Raw genomic sequence first — 26,363 nt, 5'->3', positions numbered from 1 at the left:
TGCAGACGCGCGTCGGGTCAGGCGTGTGCCGCGCCGCGCATGCGGCGCCGGAGCCATCCCGCCACAGCGGACACGAGCGCCGCCGGAATGGAAAGCGCCGCCGCGTAGAGCACACCCGCCAGCAGCAGCGGCCCGGCGCCCGATACCGCGATCACGACCGGCACCTGGACGAACACCACGATCAGACCCCAGAGCCAGGCCCGCGTCGGCATCACGAATCCGAGGACGGCGGACAGCAGCAGCGCGCCCGGATACACCAGCGTCCAGAACGCGTCGGCATCCCAGGGTTCCCCCCCGCGCAGCGCACCGGACACCGCGGCCCAGTACGCGATACCGGCGACGGCCGCGATGCACGCGCTGACGAGTACGGGTCTTTTCGTCATGCCTGTGGTCCTCCTCGATCGGAGTCCGTACCAGACCACAGTCGTGCGGAACGAACGATGATCGCGATATGCAACCTCGGTGATCGCAGGCCTGCGGGCGTCAGTCCGCCCACTCGACGTCGGTCGTGAACACGATCGTCAACCAGCGGTCGGGCGTGTCGTGGCCGATGTGGGCACCGATCTCGTCGCGCAGACGGTCCCAGTCCTCCAGTGGACGCGGCGGCGCGCCGGCCGGCACGATGAAGGCCAGTTCGATCTGCCGGCCACGCCCGACTCTGGCGACGTACGCGCGGTGATCGACGAACCCGTACTGCGCGACGATCGCACGCGCCACGTCGTCGACCTGGGCCTTCAGATCGGCCGGCGTGATCAGCAGGATGTCCGCCAGCGCACGCCGGATCGTGGCGATGGGAATCGGGATGATCACCAGGCACACCAGTGCCAGCACCGTGGGGTCGATGTAGGGCGAGATCCAGGCCAGTTCCGTGCCCTCGACCGCGACGCCCACGACGAACGCGACCAGCAGCGATGCCGTGATCGCGCCCGACATCAACCAGCCTTTCGCATCGAGCGCGACGAAGTCCGATTTCAGTCTGCGGTTCGTGCGCAGGCCCAGCAGCCCCATCCCGAGACAGATGCTCAAGGTCAGCACGGCGTAGACGATCGCCTGATCGAAATTCAGCGCGCGACCGCCCGACAACAAGACGCCGATGGCGGTGATGAACGCGTAGACCGCCGCGCCGGTCAGCAGCAGCCCGTTGACGCCGAGCACCATCGGCTCGAGATGCCAGAACCCCATCGTGAAGCGCTGGACCAGGCGACGGCCGCCCGCACCCGCGGCCGTGGACGCCGCGATCAGATTGGCGACCAGCAGCGCCACCGATGTCATCACGCCATCGACGAGCGAATACACGCCGTCGAAGACGATCGAGAACGAGCCCGACAGCAGACCGAAGCCGATGCCCAGCGCCGACACCACCACCGTGGCCGCGATGGACAGGCGCAGCGCACCCGCCTCGGTGTCGGGACGGAATCCGGAACGTCTGGAACCACTGGACATGACACACCCTGGAACGAAGCGTCGACGACGACGCGTGACCCGCAGGAGCGTTGCTCAGGCCGCGTGTGTGCGCCGTGCGCGTTCCAGATGCACCAGCAGCAGCGAGATCGCTGCCGGCGTCATGCCGGGAATGCGCTGCGCCTGACCGACGGTGAGCGGTCGCACCTGCACGAGCTTCTGCGCGAGTTCGGCCGAAAGTCCGCGCACCTGCGCGTAATCGAAACTCTCGGCGATCGCCGTGGTTTCCTGGCGCTGCTGGCGTTCGATCTCGACGCGCTGCCGGTCCAGATAGCCGGAGTACTTGGCTTCGATCTCGACCTGCTCGGCGACATCAGCTTCCTCGACCCCGGGACCGATCGCGGGCACACGCATCAGATCCGCGTAGCCGAGTTCGGGACGACGCAGCAGGTCGATCCCGTTGCTCTCGCGGCGCAGTTCGATGCCCAGCGTCGCGACGACATCGTGGCCGATCGTGTTCTGCGGCGACGCCCACAGGCTACGCAGACGCGCGGTCTCGCGCTCGACGCTTTCGCGTTTGGCATCGAAGCGCGCCCAGCGCGCGTCGTCGACGAGACCGAGACTGCGGCCCGCTTCGGTCAGGCGCAGATCCGCATTGTCCTCGCGCAGCTGCAGCCGGTACTCGGCGCGGCTGGTGAACATGCGGTACGGCTCCTTGGTGCCGTGCGTGATCAGATCGTCGACCAGCACGCCGATGTAGGCCTGGTCACGGCGCGGGCTCCACGCATCGAGGCCGCGCACCTGACGCGCGGCGTTGACGCCGGCGAGCAGGCCCTGCGCGGCGGCTTCCTCGTAGCCGGTGGTGCCGTTGATCTGGCCGGCGAAATACAGGCCGGCGACGGCGCGCGTCTCCAGCGTGTTCCTGAGCCCGCGCGGGTCGAAGAAGTCGTATTCGATCGCATAGCCGGCGCGGGTGATGTGCGCGTGCTCGAAGCCGGTGATGCTGCGCACGAGCGCCAGCTGCACGTCGAACGGCAGCGAGGTCGAGATGCCGTTGGGATAGATCTCGGCGACATCGAGGCCTTCGGGCTCGACGAAGATCTGGTGGCTGTCCTTGTCGGCGAAACGCACCACCTTGTCTTCGATCGACGGGCAGTAACGCGGACCGATGCCTTCGATCTGGCCCGAGTACATCGGCGAGCGGTGCAGCGCGCCGCGGATGATCTCGTGGGTGCGTGCAGTGGTGTGCGTGATCCAGCACGGCGCCTGCCGCGGATGGTCGTCGCGTGTGCCCATGAAGGAGAACACCGGACGCGGATCGTCGCCCGGCTGGATGGTCATCGCGGCGTAGTCGAGCGTGCGGCCGTCGATGCGCGGCGGGGTGCCGGTCTTCAGACGGTCGACGACGAACGGGCGCTCACGCAGGCGCGCGGCGAGCGTGGCGGCAGGCGGATCGCCCGCGCGGCCGCCGGCCGATTGCGCCTCGCCGATGTGGATGCGCCCGGCGAGGAACGTGCCGGCGGTCAGCACCACCGCCGGCGCGTCGAAGCGCAGGCCTGTCTGGGTGATCGCGCCGCGGACGGCGTCGCCTTCGATGACGAGGTCATCGACCGCCGACTGGAAGACCGTCAGATTCGGCTGCGCTTCCACGGCGCGGCGCACGAACGCGCGATAGAGATTGCGGTCGGCCTGGCAACGCGTCGCGCGCACCGCCGGGCCCTTCGATGCATTGAGCCGACGCCACTGGATGCCCGCCGCGTCGGCCGCGCGCGCCATCACGCCGCCGAGCGCGTCGATCTCGCGCACCAGATGGCCCTTGCCGATGCCGCCGATCGCCGGGTTGCAGCTCATCACGCCGATGGTTTCGACATTGTGGGTGAGCAGCAGCGTGCGGGCGCCGGCGCGCGCGGACGCAAGCGCGGCCTCGGTGCCGGCATGGCCGCCGCCGACGACGATGACATCGTAGCTGTGGAAGTCGTTGGACATGGGGCAATTATCCGCGAGTTCGGCGGCGCACGTCAGACACCGCGCCACAGTTGGCACAGTTTCTGCGTGGTTGTGGGCGCACCCGCAGCGGCAAGCGTCTGAAAGGGGGGCGCGGCCGGAATTGGAACAGGGCTGGCCAAGTACGCTGCGGGGAAGCACGGGGCCGGATGTCGGGGGACATCCGGCCCCATCTTTTTGGGGCTCGTGACCGGCGCATCGGGGGAGATGCGCGGATCAAGAGCCGACACCCGGCGGAGGCGGAACAGGGGGGATCCGGTATTCCCCCGCCGGGCGTCGACAGCTGGTGTGACCATTTCGTCGGAAACCGACGCAGCCGGTCACTCGGGCGCAAGCTTCCTCCGCCGCTCCAGCCAGCGCAAGCCCTAAATCGGCTCGACTTCCCGGGGTGTGATCGTGGTCCGCCTTTCGCCGCGCGGGCTCGGACGCGATTCGGTGCGCGCCGGCGGCGGGCGGCTCACGGGCGCGGCCTGCGGCGGACGCTGGAATTCCGGACGCGACGGTCGCTCGGGTCGCTGACCTTCCGGCCGCCCCGGTCCATCCCCACGCGGCGGACGACCACTCCAGCCACCGCCGGGACGACCCGGACGACCGGCCTCGCCACCGCTGGGCGGACGACCGCCGAAGCCTGGACGATCCGGTCGGTCGGGACGACCGGCCCATGGGCGATCAGGGCGGTCCGGGCGCCCCATGCCGGGACGATCGGGACGGTCCGGTCGTCCGTCCCCCCAGCCGGGACGATCGGGGCGGTTGGGACGACCGTCGCCCCAGCCCGGACGGTCGGGCCGGTCCGGGCGCCCGTGCCCGTACGGCGGACGATCGGGACGATGCCCGCCCGGACGACCGGGATACACCGGACGCACGATCACCGGCGGCGGCCGGTAATAGCCGCCGCCGTAGCCGTAGGGGTAGCGGTTCCACGCGTCGTAGCGCCCGTAGGGCACGCCGTAACCCGCGCCGCCGTACCAGCCGTAGCCGCGGCCGTAACCGAGGCTGCCGTAAGGCGCGCCGTAGTGACGGTAGGTGGTGCCGGGCGAGCCGTAGTAGTAATCGCCACTACCGCCGCGGTAGCCGTAGGTCGCACAGCCGGCGAGCGTCATGCAGGCAACGAGCAGAAAAGCCTTGCGGATCATGTCGGTCCACCCCTGTCGATCAGGGAGCCAGAATCCGCCCGCCGCATTGAATCCGCCCTTAAGCGTTTCGACCACGTGCGGGTCGCTTCATCCCGAGTCCGGCCTGTGATTCGCCGGGGTCGCTCCGTTACGCTTGCGCCATGACGGACACGATTTCCCTGCCGACGCCGGACGATGTGCTGGCCGCGGCCGCGCGCATCGCCGGCCACGCGCATCTCACGCCGGTGCTGCGGGCCCGCACCCTGGACGATGCGGCCGGCTGCACGCTGCAGTTCAAGGCCGAACATCTGCAGCGCGCGGGTGCGTTCAAGTTCCGCGGGGCCACCAATGCGGTGTGGTCGCTGGGCACGGACGCGGCCGCGCACGGCGTGGTGACGCACTCCTCCGGCAACCACGGTGCGGCACTGGCACTGGCGGCCGCGTCGCGCGGCCTGGTCTGCCACGTCGTCGTGCCGGAAGGCGCGGTGGCGGCGAAGCTCGCGGCGATCGCCGGCTATGGCGCCGTGCTGCACCACTGCGCGCCGACGCTCGCCGCGCGCGAGGCGGCCTGCGAACGCCTGCGCGTGCAGACCGGCGCGACGCTGATCCATCCCTACACCCACCACGACGTCATCGCCGGCCAGGGCACGGCCGCGCTGGAACTGCTGCACGCGGCCGGGCCGCTCGACGTGCTGGTGGTGCCGGTCGGCGGCGGCGGGCTGGCCTCGGGCACGGCGCTGGCGCTGCAATACGCGTCGCCGGCCACGCACCTGGTGCTGGCCGAACCGCGCGGCGCCGACGACACGCTGCGTTCGCTGCAGGCGGGCGCGCGCGTCGACACGCTCGTGCCGGACACCGTCTGCGACGGACTGCGCGGCCTGCTGGGCGCGCCGAACTTCGAGATCCTGCGCGCGCATCGCAGCAGTGATGGCACGCCGGTCGAGGTGGTCGCGGTGGACGATGTGGACACCGTCGCGGCGATGCGCCGGATCGCGGTGCACACCAAGCAGCTGGTCGAACCGTCGTCGGCCATCGCGCTGGCCGCCGTGCTCGCCAACCGTTCGCGCTTCGCCGGTCTGCGCGTGGGCCTGGTGCTCAGCGGGGGCAACGTCGATCCCGACCGCCTGCCGTGGCTGTCATGACCGGCGCGCGCCGTCCATGAAGCGCAAGCGCGGCCCCATGCGCCGCTTCTTCCGTTGCGTCGTCTGGCTGGTGCTGCTGCTGGCCATCTGGCTGCTGGGCGTGGCCGCGTGGATCGTGCACGTGGGCAATCGCGACGAGGCGGGGCCGGCCGATGCCATCGTCGTGCTCGGCGCGGCCGCCTACGACGCGCAACCGTCGCCGGTGTTCGAAGCCCGCATCGATCACGGCCTCGATCTCTATCGCGCCGGCCATGCGAAGACGCTGATCTTTACCGGCGGCTACGGCGGCGCGAAGGCGCGCTTCTCCGAATCGCAGGTCGCGCGGCGGTATGCGTTGCGTCGGGACATTCCCGAATCGGCGATCCTGATCGAATCGCGTTCGCGCACGACGCTGGAAAATCTCGTCGAGACCCGGCGCCTGTTGCAGGACCATCGCCTGCATCGCGTGATCATCGTCAGCGATCCGCTGCACATGGCGCGCGCGCTGCGCGCCAGCGAACGGCTGGGTATCGACGCGCTCGGCTCGCCCACCCCATCGACGCGTTTCCGCACCTTCCGCACCCAGCGCGAGTTCCTGCTGCGCGAGGTGTACTTCTTCCATCGCGACCTGTGGGACGCGGCCCGAGAGGCAATCAGACGATGACCGGAACCCCACAGGCCACCGCACTGCAGCTGGTGCAGGCCTACTACGCCGCGTTCAATGCCGGCGACCGCGACGCGATGCTCGCGCTGCTGACCGACGACGTCGCGCACGATCTCAACCAGGGCGCACGCGAAACCGGGCGCGCGGCCTTCGTCGCCTTCATGCAGCGCATGGACGCGAGCTATCGCGAGCGGCTGGAAGACATCGTCGTCATGGCGTCACTGGATGGCGCACGCGCCGCTGCCGAGTACGTGGTGCACGGCGCCTACATCGCCGACGACGCCGGCCTGCCGGCCGCGAACGGCCAGCGCTACGTGCTGCCGGGCGGCGCGTTCTTCGACATCCGCGACGGGCGCATCGCGCGCGTCACCAACTACTACAACCTCGAAGACTGGATCGCGCAGGTCGAATGATCGCACCGACGCATGCGCTCACCAGCGCAGGATGAAGTGCGCGAATCCGGGGATGTCGTTGGGCGTGTACTCGGCCCGGTACCCACGCGACGCCAGCATCGCCACGGTCTCCTCGAAGCCCGCGTCGGTCATGCCGCGCACGTCGACGGTCCATTCGAACGTCCGCGCGCCGCTGAAGGGGCGACTCTGCAACTGCTTGAGCAGATCGCGCACCACCTGACGTGGCGTGCGCACGCGCCCGGGAGGCGCCGGAGGAACCGTCGCGTCTTGCATGAGGCCACTGCCTTTCGTGATCGTGCACGGACGCGAATGCCCGCGGTCGGCGAGCACGATCAATCGGACTGGACGGACACCGAACAGTCGGGCTGGATCAGGCGTGGAATACACGCAGGCCGCGCTCCCGTCGCACTCCGAACGCAGTGCGCCGGATGGCCGGCGTGTGAAGAGCGTTCAGTGTACGCGAGCCACATCGATCCCGATATGACGATCGGACGACGCATCACGCGATCGCCCGGCGCATCACACACCCATCGAATCAACCGGCCGGTTGCGCGTCCGCGACGAGGGTCAGACCTTCGTTGAGCAGCCAGCGCGTCGCGAGCACGCGTTGCGGTTGCGGCTGGTCCTTGAGCACGTCGACCATCTGCCGGAACGAACGGCAGCGCGCCTGACGACTCGCATCGTCGGTACCGGTCGACGTCAGGCCGAGCATGAAACCATCGTGCAGCAAGGTCGCGGTGATCGCCGCGGACCGCAGCACCTGTTGCGCCACGGCGGGATCGTAGGTCTGCGGCTGTCCCTGCAGACCGCTCATCGCGACATTGGTGAACGCATTCGCGAAGCGGTTGCGGCTGGCCGGGCCGAGCGTGTCGACGGTGCGCTGGAACGCGGCGAGATCGCGACGCGCATCGGGCTCGAACAGGGCGCACAGCGCGCGCGATTCCTTCGGCTCGCGCGAGGACTGCAGCACGGCCTGGAACAGGTCGTCGACCGACTGCGCCGAGGCGCGACGCAACACGTCGCCGCCGGTCGACAGCACCGCGGCCGGGTCGAGACGCGACAGGTCGATTTCGTACTGCTGCGCGGACGCGATGCCCGGCGCGGCGAGTGCGAGACACAGCAGAGGTGCAAGGACGATCCGGCGCATCGAAGACTTCCCGTGGGCCCGACGGGCCGATGGATGCGAGTCTATGCAGCGCAGGCTGAATGTCCGAGGTGGCGGCGCATCGTCGTCGTGCCGCAGAAGCGTCGCCCTCAGGCGCCCATGTAGCGCCCGGGCCGGTGGTTGAACAGCAGCACCAGATTGAGCACCAGCACCCCGAGCGCGGAGTACAGCACCTGCGCGGGCGGCACGATCGTCAGCGCGACCAGCATCAGCACGGTGTCGAAGCCCATCTGCAGCTTGCCGGCGCTCCAGCCGCGGCTGCGCTGCAGCCAGACCACGACGATGCCCACGCCGCCCAGACTCGCGCGATGGCGGATGAAGGACAGGATGCCCATGCCCACCAGTGCGCCGCCGAAGATCGCCGAGAACGCGGGGCTCATCGATTCGAACGGCGCCCAGCGCGGAATCGCGTCGGCGACGAAGCCGGTCACGCCGACCGCGAGAAAGGTCTTGAGGGTGAATTCCCAGCCCATGCGCCGCACCGCGATCCAGTAGAACGGCAGGTTGATCAGCACGAACAGCAGGCCGAAGTTCCAGCCGCTGGCGTAGTGCACCAGCAGCGACACGCCGGCGATGCCGCCGACCAGCAGGCCGCCGGTGGCCAAGATCGACATGCCGAGCGCGCCGACCAGACTGGCCAGCACCAGGCCCTGCACGTCCTCGACCAGCGTGTGCCGCTGTGCCGAAGGCTCGGGCGCGGCCACGGCGACGGCCGCTTCGGCTTCGGCGGCGTCGTGCGGATCGGGCTGGGACGGTTTGGCGTGGATGGCGGACACGGGCGCGAACGGTCGATGTTGCGTTGCAGCATAACCGACCGCCATCGAATGAACGGTGACGCGGCCGCCGGATGTCCGTTCCGCCGGCCGCGCAGGACACGAAACGGGCGCCGTTAAATGTAATGTTATTACATGATAGAGTGCCGGCCCGTTCAGCCACGCTGCCCCGTCCGCGCATGAAGATCCACCGCCTGTCCGCCGCACTGCTCGCCCCGATCGCTGCTGCCCTGATCTCGCCCGCTGCACACGCCCAGTCGCAGGGCGCCACCACCACGATGGGGCCGGTGCACGTGCACCAGGCGCGTGGCCAGCTGACCGCCCACGAAGTGCTGACGTCGGTCGACGTGCTGGGCGCCGAGCAGATCGAAGACAAGACGGTGACGCAGAGCTGGGAACTGCTCGGGCAGATGCCCGGCATGCAGCTGACCGAGACGCGCCAGGGCGCGGAGTCCGGCAAGGTGAGTTTTCGCGCGTTCAATGGCGAGGGCTATCTCAATGCCATCAAGACGCTGATCGACGGCATTCCGAGCAACGTCAACAGCGGCAACCAGCGCTTCATCGACATGCTGTTTCCGCTGGAGATCGACTACATCGAAGTCGTGCGCGGCACCAACGATCCGCGCTACGGCCTGCACAACATCGGCGGCAACATCAATTTCAGCACGAGTCAGGGCGGTGACTACACCGATGCGCGCCTGACCTACGGCAGCTTCGACACGCGCGAGGCGCAGATCGCAGTGGGCCGCGAGAGCGGCGGCTTCGCGCAGAACTATTTCATCGGCGCGCAGGCCTCGGACGGCTATCGCGACCACGATGCGTCGGAGAAGTATTCGCTGGGCGGCAAGTGGTTCTACGGCAGCCTCGACGACGGCATGCGCATCGGCCTGACCGCGCGCGCCTATCGCCAGGAGGCCGAAGAGCCGGGCTTCATGACCGCCGAGGAACTGGCTGCCGACCGGCGCGGTTCCAAACGCCGCAATGCCAACGATGGCGACGACCGCGAGATGCGCCAGATCGGCGTGCACATGGATCTGAAGCTTGCCGAGAATCTGGTGCTCGGCAGCAAGCTCTATTACAACCGCTACGAGGACGACCGCCGCGTCACCTTCAGCGATCTGCCCACCGGCAATGCGCCGCGGCAGCGTCGCGTCTGGGATGAAAAGCAGACCGGCATGCTCGCCACGCTGACCTGGGTCGCCAGCGACACGCTCACGTTCGAGAGCGGCGCGAACTACGAGCAACAGCGCAACGGCTACACGCGACAGCGTTTCAACTACGCCGAGCCGACCGATTTCGACGCGCCGCCCGCACGCGTGCAGAACGACGACTTCCACAGCTTCGACAACACCGGCGCCTACGTGCAGGCGATCTGGAAGCCGGTCGATGCCCTGAAGATCGTGCCGGCCTATCGCGTCGACCGCTTCGATGGCGCGACGCATCTGGCCGGTGGCGTGCGTGCGCCGCTGCAGGACTACGGCACCATCGGCCAGCCCAAGCTCAGCGTGGTCTATGCGCTGTCGCCGGACACCAACCTCTACGCGAACTGGGGCCGCACCTTCCAGGTGCTGACCGGCTCCACGCCGCCCGCGTATCTGACGCCGGGTCAGATGGCGATGCAGCCTTCGACCAACACCGGTATGGAGGCGGGTCTGCGCTTCGCGCCGTTCGCCGGCAGCCAAGCGCGCATCGCGGTGTGGCAGCAGGATGCCGAGAACGAGGTGTCCAACATGCCCGCCACCGGCACGACCGTGGTGCTGGGCAAGACCCGCCGACGCGGCGTGGATGCGCAGATCGATGCGCAGCTCGGCGAGCGCTGGACGCTGCGCGCCTCGCACGCGTATCAGGAAGCGAAGATCGAACGCGACGGCCGCGCTGCCGGCCTGTCGATCGAAGGTAACGAGGTGGCGGCGACGCCACGCACGATCAGCAATCTCGGTGTGGACTACCGCGCCAGCGATGCGCTCGCGTTCGGACTGCAGGCACGCGCGCAGGGCGATTACTACCTCGAAGAGCGCAATGTGACGGAGAAGTTCGGCAAGTTCGCCGTGCTCGATCTGAGCGCGAAGTACCAGATCAGTCCACGCCTGAGCGTCGACTTCCAGGTCAGGAATCTGACCGACCGCGAATACGCCTACGCCTGGTACGACAGCTTCTTCTGGGAGACGGCGCGGCCCATGTTCTCGCCCGCGCCGGGCCGCAGCGCCTTCGTGTCACTCAGCTTGCGGTTGTAGCGATCAGATCGACCACGCACGGGACGCCGTGCATCCGGATGGGATGCACGGCCGCTGCAAGCCTGCCTCTCAGAAGCTGTATTTGACGTGGGTGTGCACGCGCTGCAGATCGCCTTCGAGGCCGTTCTCGAGGCGCCGGTCGGCCCAGCTGATCTCGCCGCCGATGTCGAGCTTCGGCGCCGGCGAATAGATCATGTTCACGCGGAACGACTGCGCGCGCTCGGTGACGAAGCCGCCGGTGAGCAGTGCGTCGTTGTCGAGCGAGGCGATCGAGTAGACGACGTTGCCGCGCAGCTTGGCGTTGAACGCATGCCGCCACGCGGCGAATCCGCCGTAACCGCTCTGGCTGTGCAGGCCGCCGTCGGCGTCGAGCACGGTGTCGCTGCCGAGCGCGAAGCCGAGATAGCGACCGATGCCGTCGCCGCCGCTGACCATGTAGCGGATGTCGTCGCTGGCGCCGAGGTTGAAGCGGCCCGACACACTGAGCGCCGCGCCCGATGCGGTCGCGTCGCCGTTGCGGAAGCTGCGTGCCAGACCGGCGACGGTGAAGTGTCCCCAGTCGCCGCGGGTGATCCAGCGCGCGGTCACGTCGGGCGCACGATTGTCGCCACTGTTGAAGCGCGCGGCCTGCGACAGGTACGGCGTGACCGTCGTCTGCGGATTCTCGATCGACACCGACCACGGTCCACGCGTGTAGCGCACCTGCGCCTGGCGGTTGAATACCGTGCCTTCCGAGGGCCCGGTGAAATCGACGGTATCGGGCAGCGCAGCGACGTCCTGGAAATTCGACCAGGTCTGGCCGGCGAGCCAGCCGTTGTAGCTGACGTAGGCCTGCCGCAGCGTCAGCGCATAGGTGTTGGTGATGGTCTCGTTGCCGGCGAATGCGTTGCTGCCGCCGCCGTACATGTCGGCCTCAATGTACGCCTTGAGGGTGTTGCCGCTGTCGGTCAGCGTGTCGGCGCCGAACGAGAACCGCGAGAACTGCGCGTGCAGATCGCTGTAGGTGCTGCGCGCGCCCTGCCCGTCCGCGGCGACCGGCGTCGCGCCCGGGAAGTAGAACAGGCGACCGGCCGAGCCGTCGGCGATCTTGCCGTCGCTGGTACTGGTCGTCATCGCATCGAGCTTGATGAAGCCGCCGAACGAGAACGTGGTGCCCGGCGCCGCGCCCGGCATCGCCACGGTCTTCTGCGCCGGCGCCGCTGGGACGGATGCGGCTGCTGTGGCGGGCGCCGTTGCGACAGGTGCCGACGACTGTGCGACCGCCGGCGACACGGCGGTGCCGCCGTGCGCTTCGAGCAGCGCGCGCAGCTCGCGCATCTCCTGCTCCATCTGGCCCAGACGCGCTTCGACCGCGGCGACGTCGATGTCCTGCGCCGCAGCGGGCGCCGCGCAGGCGGCCGCGAGGGCCAGGGCGAGCGACAGGCGCGCGCCCTTCCGGTTCGATCTCAACATGAAGCTCCCCTCCCAGGGCGACAGCCGGCGCCGGAATGGCGCCGGACGGAACGTGTGTCGTGAATTCAGACGAAGCGCAGGCCGGTCGAGCCGAGGCCGTCGATGCGGACCTGGACGTGGTCGCCGGCCTCCACCGCGACCGCGGCCGTGATCGCGCCCGACAGCACGACGCTGCCGGCGGGCAGCGACTGCCCCCGCGCATGCAGCATGTCGACCAGCATCGCGACCGCGCGCGCGGGATTGCCGAGCACCGCGGCGCCCGCACCGACCTCGACCACCTGGCCGTTCTTCTCGAGCACCACGCCGATCGATTCCAGATCGCGGCCGTCTGCGTTCGCGGCCTTCGAGCCGATCACGTAACGCGAGGCCGACGTGTTGTCGGCGATGACGCTCGGCAGGTCGAAGCGGAAATTCTCGTAGCGCGAATCGATGACCTCGATGGCCGGCAGCAGGCAGGCGGTCGCCGCCAGCACCTGCTCGACCGTGCAGTCCGGGCCCTGCAGGGCGTCGCGCATGACGAAGGCGATCTCGGCTTCGACCTTGGGGTGGATCAGCGCCGCGGTCTCGACCGCCGCGCCGTCGTCGACCGCGTTGTCGCTGCCGAGGAAGCCGTAGATCGGCGTGTCGACGCCCATCTGTTCCATCTTGGCGAAGGACGTCAGACCCATCTTCATGCCGACCAGTCGCACGCCGCGCGCGAGCTTGAGCGCACGCAACGCGTCCTGCACGCGGTAGGCCGCTTCGGTATCGAGATCCGGCTGCGCGTCGGTGACCTTGACCACGTCGCGCACGTCGCGCTCGGCGTCGTGCAGCAGCGTGGCGATCTCTTCGATGGTGGCGGGCGACAGGCTCATGCGGCCACCTCCGGCTGCGCGCCCGCGGTGCCGCGTGCGCGCGCCACGTCCAGGGCCACGTCGACGATCATGTCCTCCTGACCACCGACCATGCGCCGCTTGCCGAGCTCGACGAGGATGTCGACGGCGCTGATGCCGAAGCGCTGCGCCGCGGCTTCCGCATGCCGCAGGAAACTCGAATAGACGCCGGCATAGCCGAGCGCCAGGGTTTCGCGGTCGACGCGCACCGGACGCTCCTGCAACGGACGCACGATGTCGTCGGCGGCGTCCATCAGCGCATACAGATCGCAGCCGTGCTGCCAGCCGAGCTTCGAGGCCGCCGCGATGAAGACTTCCAGCGGCGCGTTGCCCGCGCCCGCGCCCATGCCGGCGAGACTGGCGTCGACGCGGTCGCAACCTTCCTCGACGGCGACGATCGAATTCGCCACGCCCAGCGACAGGTTGTGATGCGCGTGCATGCCGGTCTGCGTGGCACTGTCGAGCACGTCCTTGAACGCGCGGAAACGTTCGCGGATCTCGGTCATGCCCATCGCGCCGCCGGAGTCGACCACGTACACGCACGAGGCGCCGTAGGACTCCATCTTCTTCGCCTGCGCGGCGAGCGCGGCCGGCTCGGCCATGTGGCTCATCATCAGGAAGCCCACCGCATCCATGCCCAGCGTGTTGGCCGCCTCGATGTGCTGGCGCGCGACATCGGCCTCGGTGCAATGCGTGGCCACGCGCACCACGCGCGCGCCGGCGGCGTAGGCATCCTTCAGATCGTGCACGGTGCCGATGCCGGGCAGCAGCAATGTCGCGACCCGGGCGTTCTGCACGGTTTCGGCGACGGCCTCGATCCACTCCAGATCCGAGTGCGCGCCGAAGCCGTAATTGAACGAGGCGCCCTGCAGGCCGTCGCCGTGCGCGACCTCGATCGAGTCCACGCCGGCCTTGTCGAGGGCCGCGGCGATCTGCCGCATCTGCGCGACCGTGTATTGATGGCGCACTGCATGCGAGCCATCGCGCAGGGTGACGTCCGAGATGTAGAGCGTCTTGCCGCTCATGCCTGCGTCTCCTGCGGTGCGGCCTGCAGCGTCGCGGCGATGCGTTCGCCGGTCGCGAGCGCGGCCGAGGTCATGATGTCGAGGTTGCCGGCGTAGGCCGGCAGGTAATGCGCGGCGCCTTCGACCTCGAGGAACACCGACGTCTTGAGGCCCGTCATCGGGCCGAGTCCGGGCACATTGACCGGCTGTTCGATGCGCTCGAACTGCACGGTCTGCTTGAGGCGATAGCCCGGCACGTCGCGCGCGACGCGCGCCACCATCGCTTCGATCGCCGCTTCGACGCGCGCGGTGTCCACGTCCTCGGACAGCACGTAGACCGTGTCGCGCATCAGCAGCGGCGGCTCGGCCGGATTGAGCACGATGATCGCTTTGCCCTTGCGCGCACCGCCGACTGCTTCGATCGCGCGCGAAGTGGTTTCGGTGAACTCGTCGATGTTCGCGCGCGTGCCCGGCCCAGCCGAGCGGCTCGAGATCGACGCGACGATCTCCGCGTAATGCACGGTGGCGACGCTCGCCACTGCGGCGACGATCGGAATCGTCGCCTGCCCGCCGCAGGTCACCATGTTGACGTTGCCGGCATCGAGGTGCGCATCGAGATTGACCGACGGCACGCAGTAGGGGCCGATCGCCGCCGGCGTCAGATCGACGACGCGGATGTCAGGCCGCGCCGCGCGCAGCACCGCGTCGTTGTGGACGTGCGCCGCGGCGGACGTCGCATCGAACACGATCTGCACGTCGTCGAACGCGGGCGACATCGTCAATCCGTAGACGCCGGCATCGCAGGTCTCGACGCCCATCGCGCGTGCACGCGCGAGGCCATCGGACGCCGGATCGATGCCCACCATGGGGCCCATGGACAGTGCCTGGCCGTGGCGCAGGATCTTGATCATCAGATCGGTGCCGATATTGCCGGAACCGATGACGGCAGCCTTGACGGGCATGTGTGACTCCTTGAAGCGATGAAGAACCGGACGCGCGACCGCGCCCGATAAGAAGGGGGACGCCGCGCAATCAGACGAAGTGCAGATCCACCGCGCCGATGCCGCCGACGCGCAGGCGCAGGTGGTCGCCGCGGACGACCGGGGTCAGCGGTACGAGTGCACCCGAAAGAATCGTGTCGCCGGCCTTGAGGCCACTGCCCAGCCGGCCCAGCTGGTTCGCCAGCCACACCACGCAGTTCAATGGCGAGCCGAGCGCCGCGGCGCCTGCGCCGGTCGAGAGCAGCGCGCCGTTCTTCTCCAGCGCCATGCCGCAGGTGCCCAGATCGAGTCCGATCGGCGACACGCGCGCCTCGCCGGTGACGAAGGCCGCGGCGGAGGCGTTGTCGGCGACAGTATCGAGAATGCCGATCTTCCAGTCGCGGATCCGCGAGTCGACGATCTCGAAACACGCCGACACCGATTCGGTCGCCAGCAGCACGTCGTGCAGCGTGACGCCGGGACCGGCGAGATCGCGCTTGAGATGGAAGGCGATCTCGCCTTCCGCACGCGGCGCGATCATGCCGTCGACGGGAATGGCGCCACTGCGCGAATGGTCCATGCGATCGGTCAGCACGCCGAAGTCGGGCTGGTCGACGCCGAGCATCCGCTGCACGGCCACGCTGGTCAGACCGATCTTGCGGCCCACGACCGTCTCGCCTTCGGCGAGCCGATGGGCGATGCCGGCCTGCGCAATCGCGTACGCGCCGGCGAGATCGAGTCCGTCCACGCGACCGGTCAGCGGATCGATCGGCTGGCCACTGCGCAGCGCCGCGTGCAGGGCATCGGCGTGCGTCGAGATCGCTACGGTCATGCCGCAGTCTCCGGCGCCGGATCGCTCTTGAGCCGCGCGCCGACGGCGAAGCGGTTCGCCGGGACTTCGTGGACCATGACGCGGATCGACGGCAGCGGCGCATCGAGGGTCGCGCTGACGACGCGCGCGACTTCGCGGATGCAGGCTTCGATGCGTTCGGAATCGCGGCCTTCGACCACGGTGATCTGGATGACGGGCATGGGGTTCTCCAATCGGTGTCGGGTCAGGCGAGCTCACGGCCCTTGGTCTCGGGCAGGCACACCCAGACGATCAGGCCGGCCAGCGCGAAGAACGCGGCCGTCGTCACCAGTCCGCTGGTGACGCCATAGCGCGTGGAGATGAAGCCGATGAGGAACGGCGCGACGGCGGCGATCGCGCGGCCGCCGTTGTAGACGAAGCCCTGCGCGGTGGCGCGGATCGTGGTCGGGAACAGCTCGGCGAACGTCGGGGCGAATCCGCTGTAGAAGCCGGTGCCGAAGTAGGCGACGACCACGCCGAAGACCATCAGCATCTCGGGCGACCGGATGGTCGCGAAGATCGGCACGACGAGCGCCGAGGCGAGGAAGAACAACAGGAAGGCTTTCTTGCGACCGATGCGGTCGGCGATGTAGCCGAAGGTGATGAAGCCCGCGGCCGCGCCGACCTGCATGATCACGATCCAGATCGTCGACTTGACCAGATCCAGGCCGGGGCCGCCCTCGGCGACCGGCGTGGCCAGGTACGTCGGGATCCAGGTGAACAGTCCCCAGTAGCCGCACATCGCGGCCGTGGTGAACGCCAGGCCGATCCAGGTATTGCGCGCGTAGGGCCCGCCGAACAGCTCGCGCACCGTTTCGCCGAACGTCAGGCGCCTGGTCTGGCTGAGCCAGATGTCCGGCTCCTTGACGTGGCGGCGCACGTAGAACGCCAGCAGCGCCGGCAGCAGACCGACCGCGAACACCCAGCGCCAGCCGGCGACCGGAATCACCAGCGCCGCGACCACCGCGGCGGCCGCGTAACCGGCCGCGAATGCGCTCTGCACCCACGCCATCACCTTGCCGCGATGCTTCGCCGGCCAGGTCTCGCTGACCAGCGCCGAGCCCGCCGACCATTCGCCGCCCACGCCGAGGCCGACGATGATCCGGAACAGCATCAGCTGGCCGAGCGTGTCGGCCAGACCGCACAGCGCAGTGCCGACCGAGTAACAGATGATGCTGAGCATCATCGACCGTGCGCGTCCGAGACGGTCGGCGAGGAAGCCGAACACCAGCCCGCCCGCGGCCGTCGCCATCAACGTGGCCGACATCACCAGACCGGCCGAGGACTTGTCCATGCCCAGATCGACGATCACGTACTTGATGACCATCGCGAACAACATCAGATCCATGATGTCGAGCATCCAGCCGAGATAGGCCGAATTGAACGCGCGCCACTGCTGCTTGCTGGCGCCCTTCCACCAACGCTCGCCGCGGGCGTTGCTTCCCATCTCCGCACTGCTGTCTTGAGACATCGCACGCCCTCCCGAGCGAGTTGCAGCAGGTCTGCACCTGCATGACTGGTCTGTCACGTTTGTATCGTTGATCGATACTCGTGTATCAATATACAATAAGTCTCGATCAATGATCCACATCATTCATTTCGTATCGACAGTCGATACAGATGAGTCTCACGAGGAGTTCCTGCATGCGCGCGCTGACCCTGCGTCTCTACGAAGACCTGTTGCCTGCGGGCTGCCCGCCCGTCTTTCTGCCGGCGACGCCGCGTGCGCTGTATGTGGTGGACGGCGGCCTGACGCTGGAAGGTCCGGACGATGGCCAGTGGCTGACCGCCGGCACCGCGCGCGTCTCCCAGGACTGCACCACGCTCATTGGCGACCAGACGGATACACGGATCTGGAGATGGGAGCTGACGGAGGCATCGACACCTGCGGCGCCTGCGTTGCCGTCGGCGCCTTCGACGTCGACCACATTGAAGCTGGAAGCCGACGTCGCACTCGACCCGCGCTTCGACTGGCTGATGCGTTGCGACGAGGTGGGCTTTCCGCCCGGCGGCGTCGCCCTGACCCACGTGCACCAGGGCCCGGGCATCCGCATCTGCGCGAGCGGCGAGATCTCGATCGAGACCCAGGGCACGCGACACACGCACGCACCGGGCGAGGCCTGGTTCGAACTCGGGCCTGCGCCGGTGCTCGCGCCGACCACGGAAGACACCCCGACACGGTTCGTGCGCTGCTTCCTGCTGCCGCGCGCGGTGCGAAGCCGCAGCTCGATCCGCTACGTACGCCCCGAAGACGCGGACGCACCGAAGGTGCAGACGTATCGCGTGTTCGCCGAGCGCGACATCGACCTCCCCGCCTGAAGGTGCGCGGGTTACCCTCCGACGGCGCACGTCGCGCGAACGGCTTCCTGAGACACGTCACCGACCCATGCAGAACGCAGATCCCTCCACCGATCTCGGCGATGCCGCACTGCCGACCGCCGTCGTTTCGCTGAAGGTCATCGAGGCACTGGCCAATGCGCCGCACGGTCTGGGCGTGACCCAGCTGTCGAACCTGCTAGGCATGCCGAAGGCGCGCGCGCACCGGCATCTGAGCGCGCTGCGCGAGCATGGCTACGTGACCCAGGACGCGACCAGCAACCACTACCGGGTCGGCTGGCAGCTGTATCTGCTGGGCCGCGCGTGCGTGGGCCGCTTCGATCTGATGACGCTGGCCAAGCCCGCGCTGCAGCGCCTGCGCGACGAGGTCGGACAGACCATCGTCATCGCCTCGTACGCGGACGACTCGGTGATCGTCATCGACTTCCTGCGCGGCACCTCGCCGATCGAGATCACGCTGCGACCCGGCAGCCGCTTTCCGCACAACACCAGCGCGCAGGGCAAGGTGGTCCTCGCTTTCGGCCCCGACGATGTGCGCGACGGCTTCCTGTCCGCGCCACTGGCGCAGAGCACCCCGCTGTCGATCACCGATGCGAACGCACTGCGCGCGGAGATCGACACCGTCCGCGCACGCGGCTGGTCCGATGCACCCGAGCAGTTGTTCACCGGCATCAACGCGCTCGCCGCGCCGTTGTTGCAGGCCGACGGCTCGCTGTTCGGCACGCTCGCGATCGTGGGCTCGATCCACTACCTGCCGGCATCGGCCGATCCGCAGCACGTCGAATCCCTGCTGCGGACCTCGCGCGAAATCTCCGCGATGCTGGGGTTCCAGACGGACTGAAGCGCCGCCCGCGAACGCGGGTCGAACCGGCCGTGGCGAATCGATCCAGGCCGTCGGAATGACCGCCGCCTGCATGCCGCGCCGCATCTCGCCAAGCCCCCGGCGATGGCACAGACTACGCGCCTCACCTCGACCGGCTGATCGATATGCATGCCTGGCTGCGACGCAAGGACATCAACCGGATCACCGAGCATGAGGAGGGCCGTCGTCTGGTCCGCACGCTCGGCTGGCCGCACCTGATCGCGCTGGGTATCGGCGCCATCGTCGGCACCGGCATCTACACGCTGATCGGCGTCGGCGCCGACAAGGCCGGGCCCGCGGTATTGCTGTCTTTCATGATCGCGGGCGTGGTCTGCGCCTGCGCCGCGCTGGCCTACGCCGAGCTGTCGACGATGATGCCGGCGGCCGGCAGTGCCTACACCTACAGCTACGCGGTGCTCGGCGAGGCGATCGCCTGGGTCGTGGGCTGGAGCCTGATTCTCGAGTACTCGCTGGTGGTGAGCACGGTCGCGGTCGGGTGGTCGGGCTACTTCGTCGGCTTCCTCGAGTGGCTGCAGACGAACTTCGGCTGGAACGTCACCCTGCCCGCCGCGCTGGCGGCCGGGCCGCATGCCGGCGGCGTACTCAACGTGCCGGCCATCGTCATCACGTTCGCGGTCGCCGGCCTGCTGATCGCGGGCACGCGCGAAAGCGCCACGCTCAATGCGGTGCTGGTGGTGTTCAAGCTGATCGCGCTCGGCGTGTTCATTGCGGTCGCGCTGCCGGCGTTCGATGCGGCCAACCTCGAACCCTTCATGCCGTTCGGCTTTCCGAAGTCGCTCGGCGCCGACGGCGTCGAACGCGGCGTCATGGCCGCGGCCGCGATCATCTTCTTCGCGTTCTACGGCTTCGATGCGATTTCCACCGCGGCCGAGGAAACCAGGAACCCCGGACGCGACCTCTCGATCGGCATCGTCGGCTCGATGGTCGGCTGCACGATCATCTACATGCTGGTCGCGCTGGCCGCGGTGGGTGCGATGAGCTTCGCGGTGTTCGGCAAGAGCGCCGAGCCGCTGGCGCTGATCATGCGCGAGCTGGGCCATCCCACCGCTGCGCTCGCGATCGGCGTGGTCGCGATCATCGCGCTGCCGACCGTGCTGCTGGCGTTCTTCTACGGCCAGAGCCGCATCTTCTTCGTCATGTCGCGCGACGGTCTGCTGCCGCGCGGCCTGTCGAAGGTCAATCCGCGCACCGGCACGCCGGTGGCGATCACGCTGTTCACCGCCGTGCTGGTCGCCGCGCTCGCAGGCGTGGCGCGGCTGGACGAGATCGCCGCGCTCGCCAACGCCGGCACGCTGGCCGCGTTCACTGCGGTGGCCGTCTGCCTGCTGGTGCTGCGCCACCGCGATCCCGAACGTCCGCGCGTGTTCCGCACGCCGCTGGCGTGGGTGGTCGGACCGGTCGCGATCCTCGGCTGCCTGTATCTGTTCTGGAGCCTGCCGTCGCGCACGCAGCTGTGGTTCCTGGCGTGGAACGTACTCGGCGTCGTGGTGTATCTGGTCTACTCGCGCCGCAACAGCGTGCTGGCGAAGGGCGGCGTGGCGTAACGCGTCACCACGTGCGGCGACTCAGTCGGCCTTGCGTCGCCGCACCGGAATCGCACCGGCATCGAAACGCGCCAGTTCTTCCGCACCCTCGCGGATCGGCGCGCCATGCGGCGGCGACCACGCCATCGCGGTGATCCACTCCCAGCTCGCCGGCAGACCCTCGGTCGTTCGGAACTGTTCGTAGTGCGCGGCGGCGGCGGCGAAGCGCGCGCGCCCCGTCAGTGCACGGCGCCGCTCGACGAGCGCGTTGGTCGCACCGATCGCGCGCTGCTCGCGCATCAGCGCGGTCATGTCCGGATGCCAGTGCACGGCGACATCGCGGTCGACGACGGGATTGCGGAAGCCCGCGCGCATCAGCGCATCGCCGAATTCGGCGATCGAAGCGAACGGACTGACGTGCGGCTGCGCATCGGCGACGCCGAAGGACTCGCGCAGTTCGATCAGTGTCTGCGGCCCGAAGGTCGAGACCAGCAGCAGGCCGTCGGGCTTGAGCACGCGGCGGAAACCGGCGAACGCCGACGGCAGGTCTTCCACCCACTGCAGACAGAGGTTGGAGAACAGCACGTCGACGCTGTTGTCGGCGAACGGCAGCAGGCGCAGATCGGCGCACACGCGGTCGACGGGCTTCTGCAGGCCGAGACGATCGCGCCAACCGGTGCGGACCGGCGCCTGCTGCAGCATCGACAGCGAGAGATCGACCGCGACGATGCGCGACTTCGGCCACCGCTGCCGCATCGCCAGCGCGGCATGCGCCGGGCCACTGCCGACATCGAGCACGACGCCCGGCACGCGGTCGTCGAGATACTCGAGCGATTCGAGCAGCTGCGCTTCCACGCCATGTTGCAAGGCGGCGGCGCCGGCGTAGCTCGTCGACGCGCGCGAAAACGCGCGGCGGACCTGGCGGGGATCGAAAATCGGTTTCATGCGGCGTCGAGGAATTCGAGCAGACGCGCGGCGACCGCGTCGGCGTGGGTCAGGAAGGGCGCGTGCCCGGCATGCGCGACGGTGTGGGCGACGGCGCCGCTTGCGAGGGCAGCCGAAGCTTCCATCGCGCGCGGATCGACGAGGCGGTCGCGACGACCGGACATCCACAGGCTGGGCACCGAAAGCGCCGGCAGGTGTGCGCGCAGATCGGTCTTTTCCAGCAGGCCGAGTCCGTCTGCGAGCACATGCGCAGCCGGCTCGCCGCGTGCGAACACTTCGGCGCGCAGCGCGCGCAGTTCGCTGCGCGCATCGTCGGACCCGAAAGCCTCCAGCGCGATGAAGCGGTCCAGCGTGCCGCGGTAGTCGCTGCGCAGACCCTTGGCGAAATCGCGGAAGATCTCCGGCGACATGCCATGCGTCCAGTCGGGACCGCGCACGAAACGCGGGCTGGCGCACAGCATGACCAGTGCGGGTACGCGATCGGGATGCAACGCCGCGGCCTGCAATGCGATCAGGCCACCGAGTGACCAGCCCAGCCACGGCGCGGGCGGCAGCGCATCGACCAGCGCATCGACGACGGGATCGATCGCCAGTGGCAGCGTGCTGTCGCGGCTCAGGCCGTGGCCCGGCAGGTCGACGAGATACAGCGTGCGCTGCGATTCGAGGCGCTCGCGCAACGCGGCGAATACGCCGCCGTGCATCGCCCAGCCGTGCAGCAGCACCAGCGGTGCGCCTGTGCCTGCCACTTCGATGTGCAGGCCGTGCGGATTGTCCAATGTGTTCATGCGCCCTTGTCTCCACGCAACGCTTTCGTGCGACGCGCGCTGCCGGCCGCGGGACGTGCGACGACGATCGCGAACGCCACGATGCCCAGCGTCACCACCACCGCGCCGATCAATGCACGGCCCTGCGGCCACGCCTCCTGCAGGAACAGCGCACCGAGGAACGCCGCGAACAGCAACTCGGCCGCCTGCATCGCCTCGGCCGCGCCCAGCGCGACCGGGTTGTTGCGGACCATGCCGGTCGCCTGGAAGAACAGGATGGTCGCGATCACGCCGGCGCTCAGCGCCACGCCTGCCGCCAGCCACACCTGTGACATCGACGGCGTGCCAGCCTCACTCCAGGCGAACGCCGCGACCAGCAGCCACAACGGCTGGCTGGCGAGCGTGAGCCCGAACACGCGCTGGGTGGCATTGAGGTCTTCGCCGGTGCGTTCCAGATGCAGCAGCAACAGACGATTGCCGAGCGGATACGCGACCGCCGCGGTCAGCACGCACAGCAGTGCGATCCAACCCGCGCGATCGAGCCCGGGACCACCGTGACCAAACTGCATCAGCAGGACGCCGACGAGGATCGCTGCGGCGATGCCGAGTGCGGCAGGCGGCACGCGGCGGCGCGCATCGCGATACAGCAGCGGCGCGCACAACATGCCGGCGATCACCGTGAACTGGAAACTGCCGGCGACCAGCCACGCCGGCCCGCTCGATGCCGCGAACGAGAGCATGCAGTAGAACAGCAGAAAGCCGATTGCACTGCAGCGCAGCCACGCCCACGGATGCGCGGCGATCGCGCGTAGCACCGGCTTGGCGCCGCCCTGCAACGGCATCAGCGGCAGCAGCAACGGCAGGGTGATGAAGTAACGCAGGCACGCCGTCCACGCCCAGTGCCCGCCGCCGCTCGCGCTCGCGCGGTTCAGCACGTAGGTCATGGTGAAGAACAACGCGGATGCGAGTGCGATCCCGACCGCGAGCAGGGCGCGGCGGGCGTCGTGTTGCGGTTCGATCATGGCGTCGGAACGGCAGGTGCGGCTGCAGTCACCGGTGGCAGCGCATCGCGTGCGGCGGCGAGTGCATCGACCAGCGCATCGACATCGGCATCGGCATGCGCGGCGCTGAGCGTGACGCGCAGACGCGCCTGACCTTCTGGCACGGTGGGCGGGCGGATGGCGGCGACCCAGAAACCGGCCGAGTCCAGCGCGCGCGACAGTGCCAGCGCCGTCGCGTTGTCGCCGCAGCGCAGCGGCTGGATCGGCGTGTCGGACGGCATTAGGTCGAGCCCCCGACGCTGCGCACGTACGCGGAAGCGCTGCACCAGTGTGGTCAGCCGTTCGCGGCGCCAGTGCTCCTGGCGCGCGATCCGCACCGCGGCCAGCGCGGCGCCGGCGACTGCGGGGGGCAGCGCGGTCGTGTAGATGTAGGGACGTGCGGTTTCGGCAAGATGGCCGATCAGATCGGCATCGCCCGCCAGCACCGCACCGCATCCACCGAGCGCCTTGCCCAGCGTGACCAGCTGCAGTGGCACCGCGTCGATGTCGAGCCGTGCATCGGCGACGCTGCCGCGGCCGTCGGGACCGAGCACGCCCACGCCGTGTGCATCGTCGACGTACAGCAGCGAATGCTGCACGCGCGCGACGATCGCCAACTCGCGCAGCGGCGCGACATCGCCGTCCATGCTGAAGATGCCATCGGTCGCGAGGACCGCGGCGCCGTCGGGCACGGTGCGCAGCTGGCGCAACGCACCCTGCGCATCGGCATGCGGATAGCGGCGCAGACGACAGCCGGCGAGCCGCGCGGCATCGATCAGGCTGGCATGGTTCAGACGGTCCTGCACGCAGGCATCGCCTTCGCCGAGCAGCCCCTGCAGCACCGCGAGATTCGCAGCGAACCCGCTGCCGAACAGCAACGCCGCCGGCACCTGCAGCCAGTCGGCGATCTCGCGTTCCAGCGCGTCGTGCAGCGCGTGGTGGCCGCTGACCAGATGCGAGCCGCCACTGCCCGCGCCATGCAGCGCCGCGGCATCCTGCAGCGCGCCGGAGACCTGATAGTGCGAGGCGAGGCCGAGGTAATCGTTGCCACAGAAGTTCAGCAGCCAGCGCGTGTCGCGGCCGTTATCGAGCACTTCGCAGCGCATGCCGTCGCGACGCGTGACCGTGCGCCGCACGCGACGTGCCTGCGCCTGCGTGCGGGCATCGCGCGCATCACGCGCACGCGTGCGCAGATCGGGCCGCTCAGGCGCCACGGCCGGCCCAGATCGCCAGGGCGCCCATCGCGATCGCAGGCAGCACGACGAGACCATTGATGGCGACGCCAGCGCGAGCCGAACCGTCGAGCTTCATGCGCGTGGCGTCCTGCGCATCGGACACGCTCTTGTGCGCGAGCAGCAGCACCGCAACGAACAGCGCGCCGGCGAACAGCACATGCGCACCTGCATCGCGGAAATACAGCACGACGCCCCAGACCAGCACACCGACTGCAGCCAGACGTGCGATCGCCAGCAGCTTCGACTGCCCATCGCGCACCGTCAGCGCGAATCCGCTCAGACCCACCAGCGCCAGCAGCACCAGATAGGCCCAGGCGAACCACGGAATCATGCGGCGAAACTCCGCGGGTGCTGCGGCAGTTCGATGATGTCGACGTGGGCCGTGCCGGGGTGATCGTGATGCTCTGCATCGACGTGCACCTGCATCGGCCGCAGGCCCAGACGCGCGAACAGCGCCATGTCGCGTTCGGTATCCGGGTTGCCGGTGGTCAGCAGCTGCTCGCCGTAGAAGATCGAGTTGGCGCCGGCAAGAAAGCACATCGCCTGCAGCTCGTCGCTCATGTCCTGACGTCCGGCCGACAACCGCACCATCGAGCGCGGCATCAGGATGCGCGCGACGGCGATCGTGCGGACGAAATCGAAGGGATCGATCTCTTCCGTGCCGTGCAGCGGCGTGCCTTCGACCTGCACCAGCCGGTTGATCGGCACCGAGTCCGGATGTGAGGGCAGATTCGCCAGCGTGCGCAGCAGGCCGGCGCGCTGGCGCCCGGTCTCGCCCATGCCGACGATGCCGCCGCAGCAGGTCTTGAGGCCCGCGTCGCGCACGTGTTCGAGCGTGGTCAGGCGGTCCTGGATCTCGCGGGTCTGGATGATCGAATCGTAGAACTCGGGATCGGTATCCAGATTGTGGTTGTAGTAGTCGAGGCCCGCGTCCTTGAGCGCGCGCGCCTGCTCGCCGGTCAGCATGCCGAGCGTGGCGCAGGTTTCCAGACCCAGCGCCTTGACCTCGCGGATCATCGCCGCGACCTTCGGCACGTCGCGGTCCTTCGGGGAACGCCAGGCCGCGCCCATGCAGAAGCGCGTGGCACCGGCGGCCTTGGCCTGGCGGGCCTTCTCCAGCACCGCGTCGGTCTCCATCAGCTTCGTCGCCTGCACGCCGGTGTGATAGCGCTGCGCCTGCGGGCAGTAGCTGCAGTCCTCGGGGCACCCGCCGGTCTTGACCGACAGCAGCGTGCTGACCTGGACCTCGGCCGGATCGAAATGCTGGCGGTGCACGCTGGCGGCGCGGAACAGCAGTTCGGGCATCGGCAGCGCGAACAGCGCTTCGATCTCGCTGCGCGACCAGTCGTGACGAAGGGGGGTGGGCTGGCCGGCGGCTTCGCGGGCGTGGCTGACAACGGACATGGCGATCTACCGACGGTGACGGCGGGACAAGCCCGGCAGTCTGGAAAGCATGCCCGGCGCTGTCAACCAGAATCCACCCGCCCCGGTTGACGGGCGTTGGCGCCAGTGGCTCCGCGGCCTGCTGCATACCGCGCTTGTAGGAACCGAACTTCGTGGGAACTTCCGGCCCATAACGTGAGAACTCACC

The 26,363-nt window shown here is 68.9% G+C and carries 27 protein-coding genes; 7 read left to right on the top strand and 20 right to left on the bottom strand.

Going from position 1 to position 26,363, the window contains the following annotated elements; genetic code table 11:
* Positions 1-17: 17 nt before the first annotated feature.
* The 4 genes from V3391_RS07835 to V3391_RS07820 all read right to left on the bottom strand — a co-directional run bounded on the left by V3391_RS07835 (position 18) and on the right by V3391_RS07820 (position 4,538).
* Complete coding sequence (locus tag V3391_RS07835; protein WP_332077881.1) at positions 18-383, bottom strand: hypothetical protein; 366 nt, start codon at positions 381-383, stop codon at positions 18-20.
* Positions 384-483: 100 nt separating this feature from the next.
* Positions 484-1,443 carry a cation diffusion facilitator family transporter gene (locus V3391_RS07830; protein ID WP_332077880.1) on the bottom strand — a complete coding sequence of 320 codons (960 nt, stop codon included), beginning with the start codon at positions 1,441-1,443 and terminating at the stop codon, positions 484-486.
* Positions 1,444-1,497: 54 nt separating this feature from the next.
* Complete coding sequence (mnmG, locus tag V3391_RS07825) at positions 1,498-3,387, bottom strand: tRNA uridine-5-carboxymethylaminomethyl(34) synthesis enzyme MnmG (RefSeq protein WP_332077879.1); 1,890 nt, start codon at positions 3,385-3,387, stop codon at positions 1,498-1,500.
* A gap of 383 nt (positions 3,388-3,770) precedes the next feature.
* Entirely contained in the window at positions 3,771-4,538 is a 768-nt protein-coding gene (locus V3391_RS07820; RefSeq protein WP_332077878.1) for a hypothetical protein, read from the bottom strand.
* Positions 4,539-4,678: 140 nt separating this feature from the next.
* On the opposite strand from V3391_RS07820, the gene V3391_RS07815 reads away from it, so the two are divergent.
* Genes V3391_RS07815 through V3391_RS07805 form a run of 3 tightly spaced genes read left to right on the top strand, consistent with a single transcriptional unit; the run spans position 4,679 to position 6,715 of the window.
* The gene (locus V3391_RS07815; protein ID WP_332077877.1) at positions 4,679-5,659 is read left to right on the top strand and encodes a pyridoxal-phosphate dependent enzyme; all 981 of its coding nucleotides are present in this window, start codon (positions 4,679-4,681) and stop codon (positions 5,657-5,659) included.
* A gap of 16 nt (positions 5,660-5,675) precedes the next feature.
* Positions 5,676-6,302: a YdcF family protein gene (locus V3391_RS07810; RefSeq protein WP_425497222.1), complete on the top strand. Its 627-nt coding sequence runs from the start codon at positions 5,676-5,678 to the stop codon at positions 6,300-6,302.
* A complete protein-coding gene (locus tag V3391_RS07805; RefSeq protein WP_332077875.1) occupies positions 6,299-6,715 on the top strand; it encodes a ketosteroid isomerase-related protein in 417 nt (138 codons plus the stop codon). The genes V3391_RS07810 and V3391_RS07805 overlap by 4 nt, the downstream gene beginning before the upstream one ends.
* Before the next feature lie 18 nt (positions 6,716-6,733).
* Here V3391_RS07805 and V3391_RS07800 read toward each other — a convergent pair whose 3' ends face one another.
* The 3 genes from V3391_RS07800 to V3391_RS07790 all read right to left on the bottom strand — a co-directional run bounded on the left by V3391_RS07800 (position 6,734) and on the right by V3391_RS07790 (position 8,656).
* On the bottom strand, positions 6,734-6,949 hold the full coding sequence (locus tag V3391_RS07800; RefSeq protein ID WP_332077874.1) for a hypothetical protein: 216 nt from the start codon (positions 6,947-6,949) through the stop codon (positions 6,734-6,736).
* A 301-nt stretch (positions 6,950-7,250) separates the two neighbouring features.
* Complete coding sequence (locus V3391_RS07795) at positions 7,251-7,862, bottom strand: hypothetical protein (protein WP_332077873.1); 612 nt, start codon at positions 7,860-7,862, stop codon at positions 7,251-7,253.
* A gap of 107 nt (positions 7,863-7,969) precedes the next feature.
* On the bottom strand, positions 7,970-8,656 hold the full coding sequence (locus V3391_RS07790) for a YitT family protein (protein ID WP_425497221.1): 687 nt from the start codon (positions 8,654-8,656) through the stop codon (positions 7,970-7,972).
* A 176-nt stretch (positions 8,657-8,832) separates the two neighbouring features.
* On the opposite strand from V3391_RS07790, the gene V3391_RS07785 reads away from it, so the two are divergent.
* Positions 8,833-10,887 (top strand): TonB-dependent receptor, encoded by a 2,055-nt coding sequence (locus tag V3391_RS07785; RefSeq protein WP_332077872.1) that lies wholly within the window; start codon positions 8,833-8,835, stop codon positions 10,885-10,887.
* 69 nt (positions 10,888-10,956) lie between these two features.
* Here the strand turns inward: V3391_RS07785 and V3391_RS07780 are convergent, their stop codons facing one another.
* The 7 genes from V3391_RS07780 to V3391_RS07750 all read right to left on the bottom strand — a co-directional run bounded on the left by V3391_RS07780 (position 10,957) and on the right by V3391_RS07750 (position 17,492).
* Complete coding sequence (locus tag V3391_RS07780; protein ID WP_332077871.1) at positions 10,957-12,339, bottom strand: DcaP family trimeric outer membrane transporter; 1,383 nt, start codon at positions 12,337-12,339, stop codon at positions 10,957-10,959.
* 65 nt (positions 12,340-12,404) lie between these two features.
* The gene (gene dmpH / locus V3391_RS07775) at positions 12,405-13,193 is read right to left on the bottom strand and encodes a 2-oxo-3-hexenedioate decarboxylase (protein WP_332077870.1); all 789 of its coding nucleotides are present in this window, start codon (positions 13,191-13,193) and stop codon (positions 12,405-12,407) included.
* Positions 13,190-14,236 carry a 4-hydroxy-2-oxovalerate aldolase gene (dmpG, locus tag V3391_RS07770; protein WP_332077869.1) on the bottom strand — a complete coding sequence of 349 codons (1,047 nt, stop codon included), beginning with the start codon at positions 14,234-14,236 and terminating at the stop codon, positions 13,190-13,192. Before dmpG ends, dmpH begins: the two co-directional genes overlap by 4 nt.
* Positions 14,233-15,177, bottom strand: a complete 945-nt coding sequence (locus V3391_RS07765; protein ID WP_332077868.1) for an acetaldehyde dehydrogenase (acetylating) — start codon at positions 15,175-15,177, stop codon at positions 14,233-14,235. The genes dmpG and V3391_RS07765 overlap by 4 nt, the downstream gene beginning before the upstream one ends.
* A gap of 70 nt (positions 15,178-15,247) precedes the next feature.
* Complete coding sequence (locus V3391_RS07760; protein ID WP_332077867.1) at positions 15,248-16,027, bottom strand: fumarylacetoacetate hydrolase family protein; 780 nt, start codon at positions 16,025-16,027, stop codon at positions 15,248-15,250.
* Complete coding sequence (locus tag V3391_RS07755) at positions 16,024-16,227, bottom strand: tautomerase family protein (RefSeq protein WP_332077866.1); 204 nt, start codon at positions 16,225-16,227, stop codon at positions 16,024-16,026. Before V3391_RS07755 ends, V3391_RS07760 begins: the two co-directional genes overlap by 4 nt.
* 23 nt (positions 16,228-16,250) lie before the next feature.
* Positions 16,251-17,492, bottom strand: a complete 1,242-nt coding sequence (locus V3391_RS07750; protein ID WP_332077865.1) for an MFS transporter — start codon at positions 17,490-17,492, stop codon at positions 16,251-16,253.
* A gap of 197 nt (positions 17,493-17,689) precedes the next feature.
* On the opposite strand from V3391_RS07750, the gene V3391_RS07745 reads away from it, so the two are divergent.
* The 3 genes from V3391_RS07745 (at position 17,690) to V3391_RS07735 (ending at position 20,809) form a co-directional block, all read left to right on the top strand.
* On the top strand, positions 17,690-18,364 hold the full coding sequence (locus V3391_RS07745; protein WP_332077864.1) for a hypothetical protein: 675 nt from the start codon (positions 17,690-17,692) through the stop codon (positions 18,362-18,364).
* A 67-nt stretch (positions 18,365-18,431) separates the two neighbouring features.
* Positions 18,432-19,223, top strand: coding sequence for an IclR family transcriptional regulator (locus tag V3391_RS07740; RefSeq protein ID WP_332077863.1), 792 nt, complete (start codon positions 18,432-18,434; stop codon positions 19,221-19,223).
* A 146-nt stretch (positions 19,224-19,369) separates the two neighbouring features.
* Positions 19,370-20,809, top strand: a complete 1,440-nt coding sequence (locus tag V3391_RS07735; RefSeq protein WP_332077862.1) for an amino acid permease — start codon at positions 19,370-19,372, stop codon at positions 20,807-20,809.
* A 21-nt stretch (positions 20,810-20,830) separates the two neighbouring features.
* Here V3391_RS07735 and bioC read toward each other — a convergent pair whose 3' ends face one another.
* From bioC to bioB, 6 genes are read right to left on the bottom strand one after another with little or no spacing between them, the layout of a single operon-like run.
* Positions 20,831-21,733 (bottom strand): malonyl-ACP O-methyltransferase BioC, encoded by a 903-nt coding sequence (gene bioC / locus V3391_RS07730; protein WP_332077861.1) that lies wholly within the window; start codon positions 21,731-21,733, stop codon positions 20,831-20,833.
* Positions 21,730-22,491, bottom strand: a complete 762-nt coding sequence (gene bioH / locus V3391_RS07725) for a pimeloyl-ACP methyl ester esterase BioH (protein ID WP_332078710.1) — start codon at positions 22,489-22,491, stop codon at positions 21,730-21,732. The genes bioC and bioH overlap by 4 nt, the downstream gene beginning before the upstream one ends.
* Before the next feature lie 23 nt (positions 22,492-22,514).
* On the bottom strand, positions 22,515-23,519 hold the full coding sequence (locus V3391_RS07720; protein WP_332077860.1) for a multidrug resistance efflux transporter family protein: 1,005 nt from the start codon (positions 23,517-23,519) through the stop codon (positions 22,515-22,517).
* Entirely contained in the window at positions 23,516-24,808 is a 1,293-nt protein-coding gene (gene bioF / locus V3391_RS07715; protein WP_332077859.1) for an 8-amino-7-oxononanoate synthase, read from the bottom strand. The genes V3391_RS07720 and bioF overlap by 4 nt, the downstream gene beginning before the upstream one ends.
* Entirely contained in the window at positions 24,741-25,103 is a 363-nt protein-coding gene (locus V3391_RS07710; protein ID WP_332077858.1) for a hypothetical protein, read from the bottom strand. The genes bioF and V3391_RS07710 overlap by 68 nt, the downstream gene beginning before the upstream one ends.
* Positions 25,100-26,176 carry a biotin synthase BioB gene (gene bioB, locus V3391_RS07705; protein WP_332077857.1) on the bottom strand — a complete coding sequence of 359 codons (1,077 nt, stop codon included), beginning with the start codon at positions 26,174-26,176 and terminating at the stop codon, positions 25,100-25,102. The genes V3391_RS07710 and bioB overlap by 4 nt, the downstream gene beginning before the upstream one ends.
* Positions 26,177-26,363: the final 187 nt, after the last annotated feature.

Origin of the sequence: Luteimonas flava, from assembly GCF_036584485.1 — a bacterium.
Classification (GTDB): domain Bacteria; phylum Pseudomonadota; class Gammaproteobacteria; order Xanthomonadales; family Xanthomonadaceae; genus Luteimonas; species Luteimonas flava.
Note: the sequence above shows the minus strand (reverse complement) of the source record. Positions and strands in the feature narration are given on the sequence as shown.

Coding starts and splice junctions, on each gene's coding strand:
- V3391_RS07815 (WP_332077877.1), top strand. CDS start 4,679: ATGACGGACACGATTTCCCTGCCGACGCCGGACGATGTGCTGGCCGCG.
- V3391_RS07760 (WP_332077867.1), bottom strand. CDS start 16,027: ATGACCGTAGCGATCTCGACGCACGCCGATGCCCTGCACGCGGCGCTG.
- V3391_RS07755 (WP_332077866.1), bottom strand. CDS start 16,227: ATGCCCGTCATCCAGATCACCGTGGTCGAAGGCCGCGATTCCGAACGC.
- V3391_RS07820 (WP_332077878.1), bottom strand. CDS start 4,538: ATGATCCGCAAGGCTTTTCTGCTCGTTGCCTGCATGACGCTCGCCGGC.
- V3391_RS07830 (WP_332077880.1), bottom strand. CDS start 1,443: ATGTCCAGTGGTTCCAGACGTTCCGGATTCCGTCCCGACACCGAGGCG.
- dmpG (WP_332077869.1), bottom strand. CDS start 14,236: ATGAGCGGCAAGACGCTCTACATCTCGGACGTCACCCTGCGCGATGGC.
- V3391_RS07785 (WP_332077872.1), top strand. CDS start 8,833: ATGAAGATCCACCGCCTGTCCGCCGCACTGCTCGCCCCGATCGCTGCT.
- V3391_RS07780 (WP_332077871.1), bottom strand. CDS start 12,339: ATGTTGAGATCGAACCGGAAGGGCGCGCGCCTGTCGCTCGCCCTGGCC.
- dmpH (WP_332077870.1), bottom strand. CDS start 13,193: ATGAGCCTGTCGCCCGCCACCATCGAAGAGATCGCCACGCTGCTGCAC.
- V3391_RS07810 (WP_425497222.1), top strand. CDS start 5,676: ATGAAGCGCAAGCGCGGCCCCATGCGCCGCTTCTTCCGTTGCGTCGTC.
- V3391_RS07720 (WP_332077860.1), bottom strand. CDS start 23,519: ATGATCGAACCGCAACACGACGCCCGCCGCGCCCTGCTCGCGGTCGGG.
- bioC (WP_332077861.1), bottom strand. CDS start 21,733: ATGAAACCGATTTTCGATCCCCGCCAGGTCCGCCGCGCGTTTTCGCGC.
- bioB (WP_332077857.1), bottom strand. CDS start 26,176: ATGTCCGTTGTCAGCCACGCCCGCGAAGCCGCCGGCCAGCCCACCCCC.
- V3391_RS07745 (WP_332077864.1), top strand. CDS start 17,690: ATGCGCGCGCTGACCCTGCGTCTCTACGAAGACCTGTTGCCTGCGGGC.
- V3391_RS07835 (WP_332077881.1), bottom strand. CDS start 383: ATGACGAAAAGACCCGTACTCGTCAGCGCGTGCATCGCGGCCGTCGCC.
- V3391_RS07795 (WP_332077873.1), bottom strand. CDS start 7,862: ATGCGCCGGATCGTCCTTGCACCTCTGCTGTGTCTCGCACTCGCCGCG.
- V3391_RS07710 (WP_332077858.1), bottom strand. CDS start 25,103: ATGATTCCGTGGTTCGCCTGGGCCTATCTGGTGCTGCTGGCGCTGGTG.
- mnmG (WP_332077879.1), bottom strand. CDS start 3,387: ATGTCCAACGACTTCCACAGCTACGATGTCATCGTCGTCGGCGGCGGC.
- V3391_RS07765 (WP_332077868.1), bottom strand. CDS start 15,177: ATGCCCGTCAAGGCTGCCGTCATCGGTTCCGGCAATATCGGCACCGAT.
- V3391_RS07750 (WP_332077865.1), bottom strand. CDS start 17,492: ATGGGAAGCAACGCCCGCGGCGAGCGTTGGTGGAAGGGCGCCAGCAAG.
- V3391_RS07740 (WP_332077863.1), top strand. CDS start 18,432: ATGCAGAACGCAGATCCCTCCACCGATCTCGGCGATGCCGCACTGCCG.
- V3391_RS07805 (WP_332077875.1), top strand. CDS start 6,299: ATGACCGGAACCCCACAGGCCACCGCACTGCAGCTGGTGCAGGCCTAC.
- bioF (WP_332077859.1), bottom strand. CDS start 24,808: ATGGTCTCGTCGTGCTGCCTGCGATCGCGATGGGCGCCCTGGCGATCT.
- V3391_RS07735 (WP_332077862.1), top strand. CDS start 19,370: ATGCATGCCTGGCTGCGACGCAAGGACATCAACCGGATCACCGAGCAT.